General features: G+C 70.1%; 17 protein-coding genes and 1 tRNA gene. 9 read left to right on the forward strand and 9 right to left on the reverse strand.

Translation table 11 applies throughout. The features are described 5' to 3' along the window. Positions 1-102 precede the first annotated feature (102 nt). The gene (locus EV187_RS13345; protein ID WP_165391188.1) at positions 103-855 is read left to right on the forward strand and encodes a LysR family substrate-binding domain-containing protein; all 753 of its coding nucleotides are present in this window, start codon (positions 103-105) and stop codon (positions 853-855) included. After that, positions 852-1,586 (forward strand): glutamine amidotransferase, encoded by a 735-nt coding sequence (locus EV187_RS13350; RefSeq protein WP_130353558.1) that lies wholly within the window; start codon positions 852-854, stop codon positions 1,584-1,586. Before EV187_RS13345 ends, EV187_RS13350 begins: the two co-directional genes overlap by 4 nt. A gap of 18 nt (positions 1,587-1,604) precedes the next feature. Here the strand turns inward: EV187_RS13350 and EV187_RS13355 are convergent, their stop codons facing one another. From EV187_RS13355 to EV187_RS13365, 3 genes are all read right to left on the reverse strand, one after another. Then, a complete protein-coding gene (locus EV187_RS13355) occupies positions 1,605-2,396 on the reverse strand; it encodes a YidC/Oxa1 family membrane protein insertase (RefSeq protein WP_130353559.1) in 792 nt (263 codons plus the stop codon). A 114-nt stretch (positions 2,397-2,510) separates the two neighbouring features. Beyond that, a complete protein-coding gene (locus EV187_RS13360) occupies positions 2,511-2,804 on the reverse strand; it encodes a DUF6412 domain-containing protein (protein ID WP_207221839.1) in 294 nt (97 codons plus the stop codon). Between the two features lie 107 nt (positions 2,805-2,911). Beyond that, a complete protein-coding gene (locus EV187_RS13365) occupies positions 2,912-3,181 on the reverse strand; it encodes a GlsB/YeaQ/YmgE family stress response membrane protein (RefSeq protein ID WP_130353560.1) in 270 nt (89 codons plus the stop codon). Between the two features lie 122 nt (positions 3,182-3,303). Between EV187_RS13365 and merB the strand changes: the two genes are divergently transcribed. Both merB and EV187_RS13375 read left to right on the forward strand, forming a co-directional pair. Then, positions 3,304-3,978, forward strand: a complete 675-nt coding sequence (gene merB / locus EV187_RS13370; protein ID WP_130353561.1) for an organomercurial lyase — start codon at positions 3,304-3,306, stop codon at positions 3,976-3,978. Positions 3,979-4,013: 35 nt separating this feature from the next. Then, entirely contained in the window at positions 4,014-5,093 is a 1,080-nt protein-coding gene (locus EV187_RS13375) for a DNA polymerase IV (protein ID WP_207221840.1), read from the forward strand. A 9-nt stretch (positions 5,094-5,102) separates the two neighbouring features. Here the strand turns inward: EV187_RS13375 and EV187_RS13380 are convergent, their stop codons facing one another. After that, the gene (locus EV187_RS13380) at positions 5,103-5,435 is read right to left on the reverse strand and encodes a hypothetical protein (RefSeq protein ID WP_130353562.1); all 333 of its coding nucleotides are present in this window, start codon (positions 5,433-5,435) and stop codon (positions 5,103-5,105) included. A gap of 119 nt (positions 5,436-5,554) precedes the next feature. Next, positions 5,555-6,673 (reverse strand): YihY/virulence factor BrkB family protein, encoded by a 1,119-nt coding sequence (locus EV187_RS13385; RefSeq protein ID WP_130353563.1) that lies wholly within the window; start codon positions 6,671-6,673, stop codon positions 5,555-5,557. Positions 6,674-6,814: 141 nt separating this feature from the next. Between EV187_RS13385 and EV187_RS13390 the strand changes: the two genes are divergently transcribed. Next, positions 6,815-7,543 (forward strand): DUF72 domain-containing protein, encoded by a 729-nt coding sequence (locus EV187_RS13390; RefSeq protein ID WP_130353564.1) that lies wholly within the window; start codon positions 6,815-6,817, stop codon positions 7,541-7,543. Between the two features lie 47 nt (positions 7,544-7,590). On the opposite strand, the gene EV187_RS18385 is transcribed toward EV187_RS13390, so the two are convergent. After that, a complete protein-coding gene (locus EV187_RS18385; protein ID WP_165391189.1) occupies positions 7,591-7,926 on the reverse strand; it encodes a DUF7882 family protein in 336 nt (111 codons plus the stop codon). Positions 7,927-8,315: 389 nt separating this feature from the next. Here EV187_RS18385 and EV187_RS13400 point away from each other — a divergent pair, with 389 nt between their 5' ends. Then, entirely contained in the window at positions 8,316-8,648 is a 333-nt protein-coding gene (locus tag EV187_RS13400) for a hypothetical protein (protein ID WP_130353566.1), read from the forward strand. Positions 8,649-8,693: 45 nt separating this feature from the next. Here EV187_RS13400 and EV187_RS13405 read toward each other — a convergent pair whose 3' ends face one another. Continuing rightward, the gene (locus EV187_RS13405) at positions 8,694-9,128 is read right to left on the reverse strand and encodes a DUF7882 family protein (RefSeq protein WP_130353567.1); all 435 of its coding nucleotides are present in this window, start codon (positions 9,126-9,128) and stop codon (positions 8,694-8,696) included. Positions 9,129-9,458: 330 nt separating this feature from the next. On the opposite strand from EV187_RS13405, the gene EV187_RS13410 reads away from it, so the two are divergent. Beyond that, positions 9,459-10,301 (forward strand): alpha/beta hydrolase, encoded by an 843-nt coding sequence (locus EV187_RS13410; RefSeq protein WP_130353568.1) that lies wholly within the window; start codon positions 9,459-9,461, stop codon positions 10,299-10,301. A gap of 359 nt (positions 10,302-10,660) precedes the next feature. Here EV187_RS13410 and EV187_RS13420 read toward each other — a convergent pair. Continuing rightward, a tRNA-Ser gene (locus tag EV187_RS13420) sits at positions 10,661-10,750 on the reverse strand. Between the two features lie 99 nt (positions 10,751-10,849). Here EV187_RS13420 and EV187_RS13425 point away from each other — a divergent pair. Beyond that, positions 10,850-11,623: an SGNH/GDSL hydrolase family protein gene (locus EV187_RS13425; RefSeq protein ID WP_242609600.1), complete on the forward strand. Its 774-nt coding sequence runs from the start codon at positions 10,850-10,852 to the stop codon at positions 11,621-11,623. On the opposite strand, the gene EV187_RS13430 is transcribed toward EV187_RS13425, so the two are convergent. Then, a complete protein-coding gene (locus EV187_RS13430; RefSeq protein ID WP_130353570.1) occupies positions 11,617-12,825 on the reverse strand; it encodes a flavin-containing monooxygenase in 1,209 nt (402 codons plus the stop codon). The genes EV187_RS13425 and EV187_RS13430 overlap by 7 nt on opposite strands. 74 nt (positions 12,826-12,899) lie before the next feature. On the opposite strand from EV187_RS13430, the gene radA reads away from it, so the two are divergent. Further along, the gene (gene radA, locus EV187_RS13435; protein WP_130353571.1) at positions 12,900-14,264 is read left to right on the forward strand and encodes a DNA repair protein RadA; all 1,365 of its coding nucleotides are present in this window, start codon (positions 12,900-12,902) and stop codon (positions 14,262-14,264) included. The last annotated feature ends 10 nt before the right edge of the window (positions 14,265-14,274 follow it).

A 14,274-nucleotide genomic window follows, 5' to 3' on the forward strand; every position in this document is an offset into this window, starting at 1 on the left:
CACACCGTAGCCCGTCGCGCGACATCCGCCCACCGGTCGCGGCGGTGCTCGTCGCTAGGCTGTGGGAAGGCCGGGAGCGGCCGCACATGGAACGGGGGCGCTGTGACGCTGAGGCTCCGCTATGTCGCCGGGGTGAGCCCCGCGAAGTGGCTGCGCGTCTGGGCGGACCGCAGGCCCGACCTGCCCCTCGAGTCGAGCCGCGTCGAGCAGGACGACCAGCTCGTCGACCTGCTCGCCGGCGACGCGGATGTCGCGTTCGTGCGCCTTCCGGTGGAGGCGGAGGGGCTGCACGCGATCGAGCTCTGGGAGGAAGCCGCGGTGGCCGTGCTCTCGAAGGACCATCCGTTCGCCGACGCGGAGGCGCTGACGCTCGACGACCTCGCGGCGGACCCGCTCGCGCCGCCGCAGCACGACGCGGCCATGACCATCGAGCTCGTCGCCGCGGGCACGGGCCACGCGATCGTGCCGCAGGGCGTCGCACGGCTGCACCACCGACGCGACGTGGTCGCCGTGCCGGTGACGGATGCCGCCCCGACGCGCATCGCGCTCGTCTGGCGCGTCGAGCGCGACGACGCGGACATCCAGGAGTTCGTCGGTGTCGTGCGCGGGCGAACCGCTCGCAGCTCGCGCGGCGAGCTCGACGAGGCGGACGAGACGTCGCCGACGACGAAGGGCGCCGCGGGCGCGAAGGCCGCGAAGGGCAGCGGCTCGTCGGCGAAGGGCAGCAAGGGGGGAACGGGCGGAAAGGGCGGCATGGGCGGCGCCTCGAAGTCGGGCGGCGCGTCGAAGGGCCGCCGCGGGGCATCCGCTCGTACCGGTCGCGCGGTTCGCAAGCGCGGGGGACGCGGGCGATGAGGCCGTACCTCTTCCTCTCGGCCAGGCCCGAGGTCGAGGCGGTCGGACCCGAGTACGAGTCGGTGCGTCGCGCCATGGGGATCGACGCCGGCCGGCTCGAGCACGCACGGCTCGACGTCGAAGCGCTCCCCCGCGACTTCAGTATCGAGTCGTACGCGGGCGTCGTGGTCGGCGGCAGCCCTTACAACGTGACGACGCCCGAGGCCTCGAAGCACCGGGTGCAGCGACGCGTCGAGGCCGACCTCGCCCGGCTCGCGGTGGCCGCACTCGAGCGCGACCATCCGCTCCTCTTCACGTGCTACGGCATCGGGGTGCTCACGCGCGTCATCGGCGGTGTCGTCGGCACCCGGCACGGCGAGGCGGCGTCGGCCGTGCAGATCACGCTGACGCCCGACGGGGCCGCCGACCCGCTCATGGGTGTGCTCCCGCCGCGGTTCGAGGCGCTCGTCGGGCACAAGGAGGCCACCGAGCGGCTGCCCGACGACGCGGTGCTGCTCGCGTCGTCGAGCGGATGCCCCGTGCAGGTGTACCGGGTCGGTCGTCGCGTGTACGCCACGCAGTTCCATCCCGAGGTGTCGGCCGCCGACTTCGTGGCGCGCGCGCAGGTGTACCGGAACCACGGGTACTTCCCCGCCGGCGAGCTCCGCGCGGTGAGCGACCGGCTCGCCGCGGCGTCCGTCACCGAGCCGCAGGGGATCCTGCGCCGCTTCGTCGAGCTCGCCGACGCCTGACGCAGGTCGCCCGGCCGGTCAGGCGGGCAGCGGCGGCGCGATCGGCGGATACGCCCGTCGCAGCACCAGGCGCTGGCCCAGCGTCCACGCGACGGTGACGAGGAGGTAGAGCGCTGCGGCGAGCGGCACGAAGACGGCGATCACGGCCGTGAGGAACTGCAGGACCCCGATGGCGCGCAGCATGCCCGCGGAGCCGAGCACGGCGGCGGGTGCTGCGGGATCGGTGGGCTCGGATGCCGCGCCCGCGACCGGCTGCCGACGGAAGGCGCGGCGCGTCAGCTCGCCGACCAGCGCGATCGACCCGATGACGATCGCGAAGACGACGAGAGCTCCCGGTTCGAGGCTGCCCGAGGCGATCGACCCGGCGAGGCTCGAACCCAGCGGCACGCCCGCGAGCTGCTGCTCCAGCAGCGCGTTCGGGTGGCCGGCGATGGTCGGCAGGATGAAGAGGGCGTAGATCGCCCCGACGATCGGCGCCTGGATGAGCAGTGGCAGGCACCCGGCCATCGGCGACGTGCCCTCGGCGGAGTACAGGCCGAGCAGCTCGCGCTGGAGTCGCTCGGGGTCGTTCGCATGGCGCCGGCGGAGGTCGGCGATCCTCGGGGCGAGTCGCGCACGGGTGCGTTCGGCCTTCGCCTGCGAGACGCCGACCGGGATGAGCGCGGCGCGCACGAGCAGCGTGACGAGCACGACGGCGGCCGCGGCGCTCCCGGCGCCGACGAGTGGCTCGAGCAGGGCGGCGACGCCCATGAGCAGGGCATGGGCGCCGTCGAGGAGTGCGGCGATGGGCGGGAAGGCGGAGAGGTCCATGGGGGTGTCCTTGCGGTCGAGGGATGCGGGATCCGTCTGGCCGCGCGGGCGAACCGTCGGTCGGCGCGCGCTCGTCGCATGGAGCGGTGGGGCGGGCTCGAAGGCGTCGGGTCGCTATGCGGCCGGGATGCCGCGCCCCGGCGCCCTCGGACGCGGGCGCCCGGCCGCGTCGGGGTCGCTCTGCGCGAGGAGCCGACCGGGGTCGGCGGTCTGCCGGAGCCGGGTGGCGGCGCCGCTCGGATCGGCGGCGACGAGCGCGGGGACCGCGCGCCACGCCGTGACGACGAGCGTGAGGGCGGCGGCCCCGATCGCGCCGATGAGCAGCACGCCGAGCAGCGCGTCGGAGGCGACCGCGAGCTCGAGGGCGGCCTGCGCGTGGCGGAGGAGGGCGATCAACGGTTCGAACACCGGCGACTCCCTCCGCTCGCGGGCCCGAGCCCCACGCTAGCACCGCCCGGAACGCGAACGAGCGGATGACGCGAGTTCGCGTCATCCGCTCGTTCGAGCATTTCGGATCAGGTCGTGCGGCTGCGGTTCCGCGTGATGAGGCCCCAGATCAGCAGCACGATGATCGACCCGCCGATCGCGAGCAGCCACGTGCCGAGATCCCAGAACTCGGTCAGCGGTCGGCCGAGGATCAGGCTGCCGAGCCAGCCGCCGAGCAGCGCTCCGACGACGCCGAGCAGCAGCGTCACGAACCAGCCGCCGCCCTGCTTGCCGGGGAGGATCAGCTTGGCGATGGCGCCGGCGATCAGGCCGAGGATGAGAAATGCGAGGAAACTCATACGTGCTCCTTCGTGTTGGGGGTGCCCAAGAAAACCATGAGCGGGGAGTTCGCCGCAACCCCTTGTCGAGGGGGCCGAATCCGCGCTAGACGTGCGATCGACGGAGAGTCCAGGAGGTCGAGATGATGACGAGCGACGACGAGGTGCGGCTGGCGATCTATCGCGAGCTCGCGGAGGTCGGGCGACCACCGTCGACCGACGACCTGGCGACGGCGTTCGGCGTGGATCGCGACGTGATCGACGCGAGCGTCGAACGCCTCGTCGCCGCTCGCCACCTGGTGCCCGACGCCGACGGCGCGCTCGTGCTGGCCCACCCGTTCGCGACGCGCAACTTCGGCTTCTCCGTGATGGGCGACCGCACCCTGTGGTGGGGCGGGTGCGCATGGGACGCCTTCGCCATCCCGCACCTGGTGGCGACGCAACCCGAGGTGCTCGTCGCCACGACGTGCCCCGCGTGCGGCACCCCGCACGCGTGGACCGTGACGACGGCCGGGCCGCCCGCCGGAGACCAGGTCGCCCACTTCCTCACGCCGATGGCGCATGTCTGGGACGACGTCGTGCATGCCTGCGAGCACCAGCGCATCTTCTGCAGCACGGTGTGCGTCGACCAGTGGCTCGACCGCACCGGCCACGAGCGCGGCGCCGTCTTCGACCTCGCGACCCTCTGGCGGCTCGCCTCGGACTGGTACGCCGGACGCCTCGATCCCGGCTACCGCCGCCGCGAGCCGCGCGAGGCGGCGGCCTACTTCGCGAGCGTCGGGCTGGTCGGCGAGTTCTGGGGCACGCCGGGCTCGTGAGCGGGGCGCCGTCCGCTGACGGCAGACTGGGTGGCATGAGCGAACGCGGCGGTTCGTGGGTGCTGCACGTCGACCTCGACCAGTTCGTCGCGGCCGTCGAGGTGCTGCGGCATCCGGAGCTCGCGGGCAAGCCGGTGATCGTGGGGGGCCGCGGCGACCCGACCGAACGGGCGGTCGTGTCGACCGCGTCCTACGAGGCACGCGAGTTCGGCGTCGGCTCGGGGATGCCGCTGCGGATCGCCGCGCGCAAGGCGCCCGACGCGGTGATCCTGCCGGTCGACGCCGAGGCGTACACCGCGGCATCCGAGCGGGTCATGGCCACGCTCCGCGCGCAGCCCGGAGCCACCGTGCAGGTGCTCGGCTGGGACGAGGCGTTCGTCGGCGTGCAGACCGATGACCCCGAGGCGTATGCCGCACGCCTGCAGGCGGCCGTGCTCGACCGGACCCGGCTGCACTGCAGCGTCGGCATCGGCGACACGCTGGTGCGCGCGAAGGTCGCCACCGGGTTCGGGAAGCCCCGCGGGATGTACCGGCTCACCGCCGAGAACTGGTTCGCGGTGATGGGCGACCGGCCGACCATCGACCTGTGGGGCGTCGGCACGAAGATCTCACGTCGCCTGGCGGCCCTGGGCATCACCACCGTCGCCGAGCTGGCCACCGCCGCGCCCGAGGGACTGATGGCGGAGTTCGGCCCGCGGATGGGTCCGTGGTACATCCTGCTCGGTCGCGGCGAGGGCGCGCGTGTCGTCGACGACACGCCCTGGGTCGCCCGCGGCCACAGCCGCGAGACGACGTACCAGCAGGACCTCACCGAGGCGGCTCAGGTGGAGGAGGCCGTGCGGGAGCTCGCCGTCCAGGTGCTCGACGACGTCGCGGCCGAGGGTCGGCCGGTCGTCGGTCTCGCGCTGAAGGTGCGCTACGCGCCGTTCATCACGAAGACCTTCACGAAGAAGGTGGCCGAGACGTTCGACCGCGAGCTCGTCATGGCGCGCATCTTCGAGCTGGTCGGGCGGATCGAGCCCGAGCGGCCGATCCGGCTGCTCGGCCTGCGGGCGGAGATGGCCATGCCGGATGACGCCCGCGAGGGCCACACGCCGACCCGCAGCGGCTGGTGACGGCAGGCGTCAGAGGTCCTCGACCCAATCGGGAACGTCGCCCGACATGGCCGACTGAACGCTCGGGCCGGGCCTGAGTTCGGTGGTGAGCGCCGTGAGGTGCTCCACCACTCGGGGATCACGGAGCTCTTCGAAGGAGGACTCCACGGGCCTCGCCACGATCTGGCTGGCAGGCCCGACCAGCACGGTCGCCGTCGAACGCGTTCCATCGTCGCTCAGGGTGGGGATCTCGACCGTCGAGGCGGAGCCCCGCTCAGCGAGCGCCGCACTGTACTTGAGCAGCGCCTGGGCAATCTCATCGCCGGTCGTCATCTCCTCACCGGCATACACGATCGTCATCACCCGTCAAGGATCACCCCGCGGCACCCTGCTCGGCAGCCTCTTGATCTCGACGAAGCGGGAGGGTATACGCGCGGGCGACATCGAGCGGATGCCGAGGGGCCGGCGCCTGCGCGCAGCGCTCATCGACGAGCCGAGCGCTCATCCGAGCTTCGCTCGTCGGTAGGGTCCTCCTCACCACGATCGTCCCCGTGGTCGTCGTCCTGGTGCTCGAGGCGGATGCGGCGACCGAGTTCGACATCCTTGCGTTCCTGCTCCTCGGCCTTCTCGGCCTTGCGCGTGTCGCGAGGCGGCAGCTTGATGTCCTCCTCGGCTTCGATGCCGGCCTGGAGCTGACGACCGCGCTCCAGCTCGGCGTCGAACTCCGCGCCCAGCAGCAGCGCGCAGTTCGCGAGCCACAACCACAGGAGGAACACGATGACGCCCGCGAACGACCCGTACGTGCGGTCGTAGTTGGAGAAGTTCGCAACGTAGAGCGCGAAGCCCGCCGAGAGGATGACCAGCACGACGATGGCGAGGACCGCGCCGAGGCTGATCCACCGGAACTTCGGCTGCTTGGCGTTCGGTGTGGCGTAGTAGAGCACGGCGATGATGAGCACGACCGCCACGGCGAGCACGGGCCACTTCACGATCGACCAGACGATCTGAACCGCCTCTCCGAGCCCCAGCGCTGCGCCGACGGCATCCGTCACCGGACCCGAGACCACGAGGATGACCGCGATGAGCACGATCAACACCAGCGCGACGACCGTGACCAGCAGCTGCATCGGGCGGAGCTTCCAGAACGGTCGCCCCTCGGGGATCTCGTAGATGCGGTTCATCGCACGGCTGAAGGCGCCGACGTACCCGGAGGCGGACCAGATCGCGATCACGAGCCCCGTGACGAAGCCCAAGCCGGCCGCCGGAGACGAGCTGAACTGCTCGAGCGGCTCCCGCACCGTGTCCAGCACGTCGGCCGGGGCCAGCGGCTCGAGCACCCGGAACACGGCGTCGATCGCTCGCTCGCCCTGTCCGACGATCGCAAGCAGCGAGGCCAGGGCGAGCAGGCCCGGGAACAACGCCAGGATGCCGTAGTAGGTGAGGGAGCCTGCCCGGTCGGGGCACTCGTCCGCGATGAACTCGCGCATGGTCTTGCGTGCGACGTACCCCCACGAACGCTTCGTCACCTCGCGCGGAGTGTCGGGCTTGCGCTCGTCTTCCGGATCGGGTGCGCTGGTGTCGAGCTCGGCTTCGTCGTTCATGGCGGCTGCTTCCTCTCAAAGAGGCCACCAGTCTTCGCGCGCACGATGCCGAGCGGGAGGGACTTGGTATCCGCGGCCGATCGTCGTATCCTGCCCGCCGTACCGGACCGCGCCGGATACCGATCGGAAGGGCGCAATCGAGTGGCCATTCACATCGGCACGTCAGGCTGGAGCTACGACCACTGGGAGCACGTGCTCTACCGGCCAGGACTCCCACCACGCGACCGCCTGGGACGCTACGTCACCGCATTCCCGACCGTCGAGCTCAACGCGTCGTTCTATCGATGGCCGAGCGATCGGTCGTTCCAATCCTGGCGCCAGCGGCTCCCCGACGGATTCGCCATGTCGGTGAAGGCACCTCGCGGGCTCAGCCACGGATGCAGGCTGTACGGCCCCGAGGCTTGGCTCGACCGCATCGCGGGAGGCTGGCACGCACTCGGCGATCGTCGCGCGGTCCTCCTGCTGCAGTTGCCGCCGTCGCTGGCACGCGACGACGTGCGACTCGCCTACTTCCTCGACCGCGTACCGGCTTGGATGCAGGTCGCCGTGGAGTTCCGTCATCCCAGCTGGCACGTCGACGAGGTCTTCCGGATGCTCGAGCACAGCGGAACCGCCTACTGCATCATGAGCGGCGCTGGACTCCCCTGCATCCTCCGGGCCACCTCGCAGGTCGTCTACGTTCGCATGCACGGACCCGATCACCGGCACCTCTACGGCGGCTCCTACTCCGACCGGGACCTCGGTTGGTGGGCCGACCGGATTCGGGAGTGGGAGCGCAGCGGACCCGACGTATTCGTCTACTTCAACAACGACGGCGGCGGCAACGCCCTCCGCAACGGATGGCGCCTCCGGGAGTTGCTGGCCGCCTGACGCCGACCCCACCTGCGGTGAAGCCACGGCAGGTGGGCAAGTCGGAATCAGTTCACCAGTTCGGCTTCGGCCATCGGTTGGGCAACAGGGGCGATGACCTCGCTCAGCACCTCGACCGGTTCCGGTAGGACCTCGAGCGTTCCCCTCAGGCTCGCCTCACCGGCGAGGAGCTCGACCCATGGCCAGTTGATCCTGGGCTGACGATTCCCCTCGTAGATGAACTGCAGCGCCGAGAAGCTGGTCAGCCACATCGTCACGACCGCGCCGTCGCTTCTCAGGTTGAGCGCGAACGCCTCACGTCGTCGCAGCTTGTCGATGATGACGATCTGCAGGTGCGCCAGCACGCGATCGTCCACATGGATCGCACGCGACTCGTCGTACACGAAGACACCCATGGGAATCTCCCGTCCAAGTAGCCTGGAACGTAGGCGCTCGGAGCGGGCACGACGAAGAATCCAAGTGGTCTCAGCAGGGTCCAGGCCAAGCACTTGCCAGTATTTTACGACGCCATCAGCGGCAAGTCGAGATATATCGTGATGCAACTCATGCCGGTCGAACGAGCTCCCGAGATGCACGGGGTCGGTGGTGGCGCGGGCCACGTCAAGGGTGTTTCCACACGGGTGTTCAGCGGGCTCCAGCGGGCGAGCCGACCTTTCGCGGTACCGTTCTTCGCGGTCACGCTGGAGCTCGAGCTGCGCTTCGCACCGACCGTCTCCTCCCGACGTCGTCAAGCCCCTCGCCCGACGGAGTCGCACCGACATAGCGTGACGGTATGAAGCACGTGACTTTTGCCGACAAGTCGTTGCTGATGGGTGACGACGCCGCGGACGTCCTGCTCGAGTACGCCAGGATCATTGCCGACTCGGGTCGAGCAGACCGAGTGACGCTGCGTGCCATTGCAGGCGATGGGAATGAAGTGGACGTGGACATGCTCCTCGACTCGGGAACGATCATCGCTGCCGAATCGACCAACACCTCCGTGAATGCTCCAGACAACCGCGAGCACATCGCTGAGATCCGGAAGCGACTCGAGCAGGCGACGGCTCCCGTGAGCCCGAGCCCTGAGACGTCGACGGGCGACTACCACTGGGTGGACGAGTTCTGAGCCGAGGAGCGCTGCCATGTCGGTGCAGAGAGAAGCGGCAGCCGCTCATCCGACCGGTTCGGCTTCAGGAGTCGCCACGGCAGCCACGTCGCTCAGCACCTCGACGGGTTCGGGGAGGAGTTCGAGAGTCCCCCACAGACTCGCCTCACCCGCGAGCAACTGCACCCACGCCCCGTTGATCCTGGGCTGGCGATTGCCTGCGTAGATGAACTGGATCGGCGTCGACACCGTCACCCACATCGTCACCGTGGCGCCGTCGTCCCTCAGATTGATGGCGAACGACTCACGTCGCCGAAGCTTGTCGACGATGACGACCTGCAGGTGCGCGAGCACACGATCATCCACCTCGATCTCACGCGACTTGTCGTACAACAGGTACCCCACCAGGAAACCTCCCTGCCCCGCGCAGCCCAGCCGGAAATGCGGGCGCTTGGGAGCAGGCACCACGTGAGTTCGGTGACTCAGCAGGGTCTGGGCCAAGCACACGTGACTGAAATGCTACGCCCCCTTTCGGATGAGCGTCGAGCCACGGATGCGGCACGCATCGAGCTATCCGGCACTTCACGACTGCCCGAGCCCTCGTTGGCCTTGGGGGCCGGATGGACTGGCGCTGTCCCTCCGGCAGTGTTCACATCACAGATCGCTGGCATGAATACCCGTCAGGTGTGACCACGTATCTGGGATCGGAAGCTCACGTCGAGGAGCAGTAGGCACCGGAACTCGCAGTAGGACGCTGGACGGTCGTCGCCTTTTTCCTCCGGGATGGAAGCAGCAGTTGTAGACATGACCGGACAGTGAAGGAGGGCGGCCATGGTCACACCGCCAGCGGAAACGGCTCCGAACACGATCGTGCTGATCCACGGATTCTGGGTCACGCCACGCAGCTGGGAGCACTGGAAGCAGCACTACGAGGCCAAGGGATACACGGTGTTGACGCCGGCGTACCCGGGGTTCGAGGTCGAGGTCGAGGCCTTGCGTGCGGATCCGACCCCGATCGAGCAACTCGAGGTGTCGGAGATCATCGGCATGCTCGAGAAGCTGATCGGAGGACTCGACGGCCGGCCGATCATCATGGGCCATTCGGCCGGCGGGGCGTTCACCCAGATCCTGCTCGATCACGGGTACGGCGCGGCTGGTGTGGTGATCAACTCGGCGCCGACCGAGGGCGTGAAGGTGATCCCGCTCTCAGAGATCAAGTCCTCGTTTCCGGTCCTGAAGAATCCCGCGAACCGGCACAAAGCGGTCGGCTTGACCCCAGAGCAGTGGTACGACATCTTCGCGAACACGTTCGGCGAGGAGCGATCGCTGGAACTCTACGAGCGGTACCATATCCCGGCCTCCGGCAAGATCTTCTGGGGAAGCGCACTCGCGAACATCCACCCTGGCAAGGACGACACCTATGTCGACTACCACAACGACGCACGAGCGCCACTGCTCTTCATCTCAGGGAAGCAAGACCCCCTCTTTCCACCGAAGGTCGGACATTCGAACGTCAAGCACTACAAGTCGAAGACAACTACCGAGATCGTGGAGCACGACGGACCACATCTCCTGCCCGCGATCCCCGAGTGGGAGTCCCTTGCCGACTTCGCACTCGACTGGGCGCTGAAGCATGCAGAAGGAGCCCGGGAAGGCGGGATGCGGCTCGACTGACGGCCTTCAAGACCTCCCGATCAGGGCCACCACAGCGGGCAGACGAGCAGCGAACTCGCGGTCGCGACGGCACGCCTCCGTATTGAGGCTTCGCCGTCGGCGGGGATGATGCGCTGAGTAACTCAGCGACGTACCGATAGAGGTGAGCTTCTCGTAGTAGACCGCAGGGCACAAGAGCGCGGCGATGACGTTGGACATCCACGCCGACCTGGTTGACGACGACCTCGACGCCGAGTGCACCGCCCTTGACCGCGCGTGGGCGGGGGCCAACGGGGGGCACACGGGGAGCCCAGCCATGTTGACGGTACGACGAAGGCCCCAACTTCCGCGAGATTACGCGGGAGTTGGGGCCTTACGCATGGCGGTACCGGTGGGATTTGAACCCACGGTGCGCTTTCACGCACACAACTTTTCGAGAGTTGCACCTTCGGCCGCTCGGACACGGTACCGAGGACGATATTAGACGACTCCCGCGCAAGGGCCAAAACGAGCGGATGCCCCGGCTCGCGTTCAGCGGCCGTTCAGCCGCCTCCCATACCGTCGGCGGCGTGGTGCAGTCGAGTCGATGGGTTCGGGCGCTGCTCGTGACCGGCGGCGTGGTCGCCGCGAGCGCGCTGGTTGCGGGGTGGTGGCGCCGCTTCCGCACGCGGCTCGCCGCCAACTCGCTCGTGCTGAACGAGACGCTGCCGGTGCACTCGAAGTGGTGGCGCGACCACGCGGAGCTCGAGGGCGAGCTGCTCTACGTCGCGATCGGCGACAGCGCGGCCCAGGGCATCGGCGCCAGCAGCCCCGATCGCAGCTACGTCGGCGTGCTCGCCGACGAGATCCGCGCCGTGACCGGCCGCACCGTGCGCGTGGTGAACCTCAGCGTGTCGGGCGCGACCGTCGAGCTCGCGGTGCAGGACCAGCTTCCCCGGTTCGCGAAGCTCCGACCCGACATCGTGACGGTCGCGATCGGTGCGAACGACATCGCGCACTGGGATCCCGCGGCATTCGAGCGCGGCATCCGCACCATCTTCGGGGCCCTCCCCCGGCACGCGCTGGTCGCGAACCTGCCGTTCTTCTACTTCCCGCGCAACGAGCGCAAGGTCGCCGTGGCGAACCGCATCGTGCGCCAGGTCGCCGCGGAGCACGGCCTCACCGTGGTGCCGCTGCACCGGACCACGCGCCATCAGGGCATCCCCGGGATGATGACGCAATTCGCGATCGACATGTTCCATCCGAACGACCACGGCTACCGGGTGTGGGCGAACGCGTTCGCGCCGTCGCTCGCCGCCCTGCTCGTCGAGCGGTTCCCGACGCCTGCCGGCGCGATTCACTGAGCCGCGAGGCGTCCGACGACGACCTCGGCGTCCTCCCCCACGCCGAGGAGGAGGGGCGACTTGCGCGTCCGCATCCATGGAACGCCGACGAAGTGGAGGCCGCGGATGCGGGCGCTCGCGCCGTCCTCCTGCACGGGGAAGCCCATGTCGTCGACGAGGCCGGGGATCTCGATCCACTCGTACGCGGGACGGAATCCGCAGGCGACGATGGCGACCCCGAGGTCGGCGAGGCGCGGGGCGGGCGCGGCGACGGGGTTCGACGCCGGGGGCGGCGGAAGCTCGGGCTCGGGGCGTCCGAGTGCGGCTGCGGTGCGCTCGATCGCCGTGCAGATGTCCCGGATCGCCTGGTCGCCGACCGCGACGCAGTCATCGAGGTCATCGGCGGCGATGACGTCGGTTCCATCGGTCCCGAGCACGTGCCCGATGAGCTGCACGCCCCGGGCGTCGAGCGTGCGCAGGTCGAGGTCGTGCCCACCGTCGGCGCCCGTGGCGAGCGGATTCGACACGAACCGCACGGCCGGCGAGGGCATGTCCGAGAGGGTGTGCTCGAAGAAGCCGGCGTCCTCCAGCCAGTCGACTGTGTCTCGCCCGTCGACGCGACGCGGCATCGCCGGTGCCCGGCTGGCGGCGAGCACGACCTCCCGGCCCGCGCGCACGAGCTCCTCCGCGAGCTGGCACCCGGTCTGTCCGCCCCCGATCACGAGCACCCGACCGTCGGGAATCGAGGCGGGTGAGCGGTACTCGGTCGCGGCCACGACCGGAAGCTCGCGCTCGAGGTCGGCGACGAAGGCCGGTCGATGCGCGCGCTGGTACGCACCCGTGCAGACGACGACCCGCCGGGCGCGAAGGCGGCCAGCGGCGGTCTCGGCCGTGAAGCCGCCGTCGTCGGCCCTGAGGGCGTCGACTCGCGTCCCCTCGACGACCGGTGCTCCGAACGACGCGGCGTATCGCCGAAGGTGCTCGGCGATCTCATCGCGGGCGAGGAAGCCGTCGGGCTCGTCGCCGCGATACTCGCCGCCGGGCAGGCGGATCGTGTGGTTCGGGGTGACGAGCCGGAAGCTGTCCCACCGCCCGTCCCACGCGGAGCCCAGGCGGTCGCGTTCGAGCACCACATGGTCGACACCGGATGCCGCGAGGCCGTGACTGACCGCCAGGCCGGCCTGGCCGCCCCCGACGACCAGGACGTCGACGTCCGCTCGCATGCGTTCAGGGTACGCCCGTCGGCCACGCCGAGGCACGGCCACCGGATGTCTGAAGCCGCCGCTAGTCTCAGGGCATGGCCCGCCCGACCTCCACGTTCCGATGCACGGAATGCGGTTGGAGCACCGCGAAGTGGGCGGGGCGCTGCGCCGAATGCCAGCAGTGGGGCACCGTGGTCGATGTCGCGGAGCAGACGGGTATCGTGCGCTCGCTCCAGGCGGTAGCGCCGAGCGCGACGCGGGCGGCTCGCCCGATCAACGAGGTCGAGACCGAGGATGCCGCGCACCGGCCGAGCGGCATCGGCGAGTTCGACCGGGTGCTCGGCGGCGGCATCGTCGCCGGCGCGGCCATCCTGCTCTCGGGCGAGCCGGGCGTCGGCAAGTCCACGCTGCTCCTCGAGGTCGCCGCGCGGGTCGCCGCCGCGGGCCGCCGAGTGCTCTACGTGAGCGCCGAGGAGTCCACCGCCCAGGTCCGGCTCCGCGCCGGCCGCACGGGCGCGCTCCACGACGAGCTCTACCTCGCCGCCGAGACCGACCTCGCCACCATCCTGGGCCAGGTCGACCAGGTCGCCCCCGAGCTCCTCATCGTCGACTCCGTGCAGACCGTGTCGAGCTCGCTGTCCGACGGGCTGCCCGGGCAGCCGAGCCAGGTGCGCGAGGTCGCCTCCACGCTCATCCGCGTCGCGAAGGAGCGGCACCTGCCCGTGCTCCTCGTCGGCCACGTCACGAAAGACGGCAGCATCGCCGGCCCGCGGCTCCTCGAGCACCTCGTCGACGTCGTCTGCCAGTTCGAGGGCGACCGGCAGACGGCGCTGCGTTTCGTGCGAGCGCTCAAGAACCGTTTCGGGCCCACCGACGAGGTGGGGTGCTTCGAGATGACGGGCGACGGCATCGCCGAGGTGCCCGACCCCTCCGGCCTGTTCCTCAGCCGCTCGCGCAACGCCGTCAGCGGCACCTGCGTCACCGTCGCCCTCGAGGGACGGCGTGCGCTTCCCGTCGAGGTGCAGGCCCTCGTGGTGGCCACCAAGGCGCCGCAGCCGCGTCGTGTCGTCAACGGCGTCGATCCGTCGCGGGTCGCCATGATCATCGCCGTGCTCGAGCGACGCGCCGGGTTGCGCCAGCTCGGCGAGCACGACGTCTACGTGTCGACCGTCGGCGGTGTGCGGCTGGCCGAGCCCGGCGCCGACCTGGCGATCGCCGTCGCCATCGCGTCGGCCATGCGTGATCGCGCGGTTCCGCACGAGCTCGCCGCGTTCGGCGAGATCAGCCTCGCAGGCGAGGTCCGTCCCGTGACGTCGGCGAGGCAGCGCGGCGGCGAGGCGCGTCGGCTCGGCTACACGACGATCCTCGACGTCGAGGCGGGCAGCGTGCGCGCTGCCGTCGAGCGGGCGATGATGGCCTCCGCGTCGAGCCGCGAGCGCGAGCTCGACGCCGCGTTCTGATTCGGCGTCG

Source organism: Agromyces ramosus, from assembly GCF_004216665.1.
Taxonomy (GTDB): Bacteria; Actinomycetota; Actinomycetes; order Actinomycetales; family Microbacteriaceae; genus Agromyces; species Agromyces ramosus.

Bases quoted from the DNA above. Each gene is read 5' to 3' on its own strand.
- EV187_RS13350 (WP_130353558.1), top strand. From the start codon at position 852: ATGAGGCCGTACCTCTTCCTCTCGGCCAGGCCCGAGGTCGAGGCGGTC.
- merB (WP_130353561.1), top strand. From the start codon at position 3,304: ATGATGACGAGCGACGACGAGGTGCGGCTGGCGATCTATCGCGAGCTC.
- EV187_RS13430 (WP_130353570.1), bottom strand. From the start codon at position 12,825: ATGCGAGCGGACGTCGACGTCCTGGTCGTCGGGGGCGGCCAGGCCGGC.
- EV187_RS13385 (WP_130353563.1), bottom strand. From the start codon at position 6,673: ATGAACGACGAAGCCGAGCTCGACACCAGCGCACCCGATCCGGAAGAC.
- radA (WP_130353571.1), top strand. From the start codon at position 12,900: ATGGCCCGCCCGACCTCCACGTTCCGATGCACGGAATGCGGTTGGAGC.
- EV187_RS13375 (WP_207221840.1), top strand. From the start codon at position 4,014: ATGAGCGAACGCGGCGGTTCGTGGGTGCTGCACGTCGACCTCGACCAG.
- EV187_RS13410 (WP_130353568.1), top strand. From the start codon at position 9,459: ATGGTCACACCGCCAGCGGAAACGGCTCCGAACACGATCGTGCTGATC.
- EV187_RS13355 (WP_130353559.1), bottom strand. From the start codon at position 2,396: ATGGACCTCTCCGCCTTCCCGCCCATCGCCGCACTCCTCGACGGCGCC.
- EV187_RS13365 (WP_130353560.1), bottom strand. From the start codon at position 3,181: ATGAGTTTCCTCGCATTTCTCATCCTCGGCCTGATCGCCGGCGCCATC.
- EV187_RS13400 (WP_130353566.1), top strand. From the start codon at position 8,316: ATGAAGCACGTGACTTTTGCCGACAAGTCGTTGCTGATGGGTGACGAC.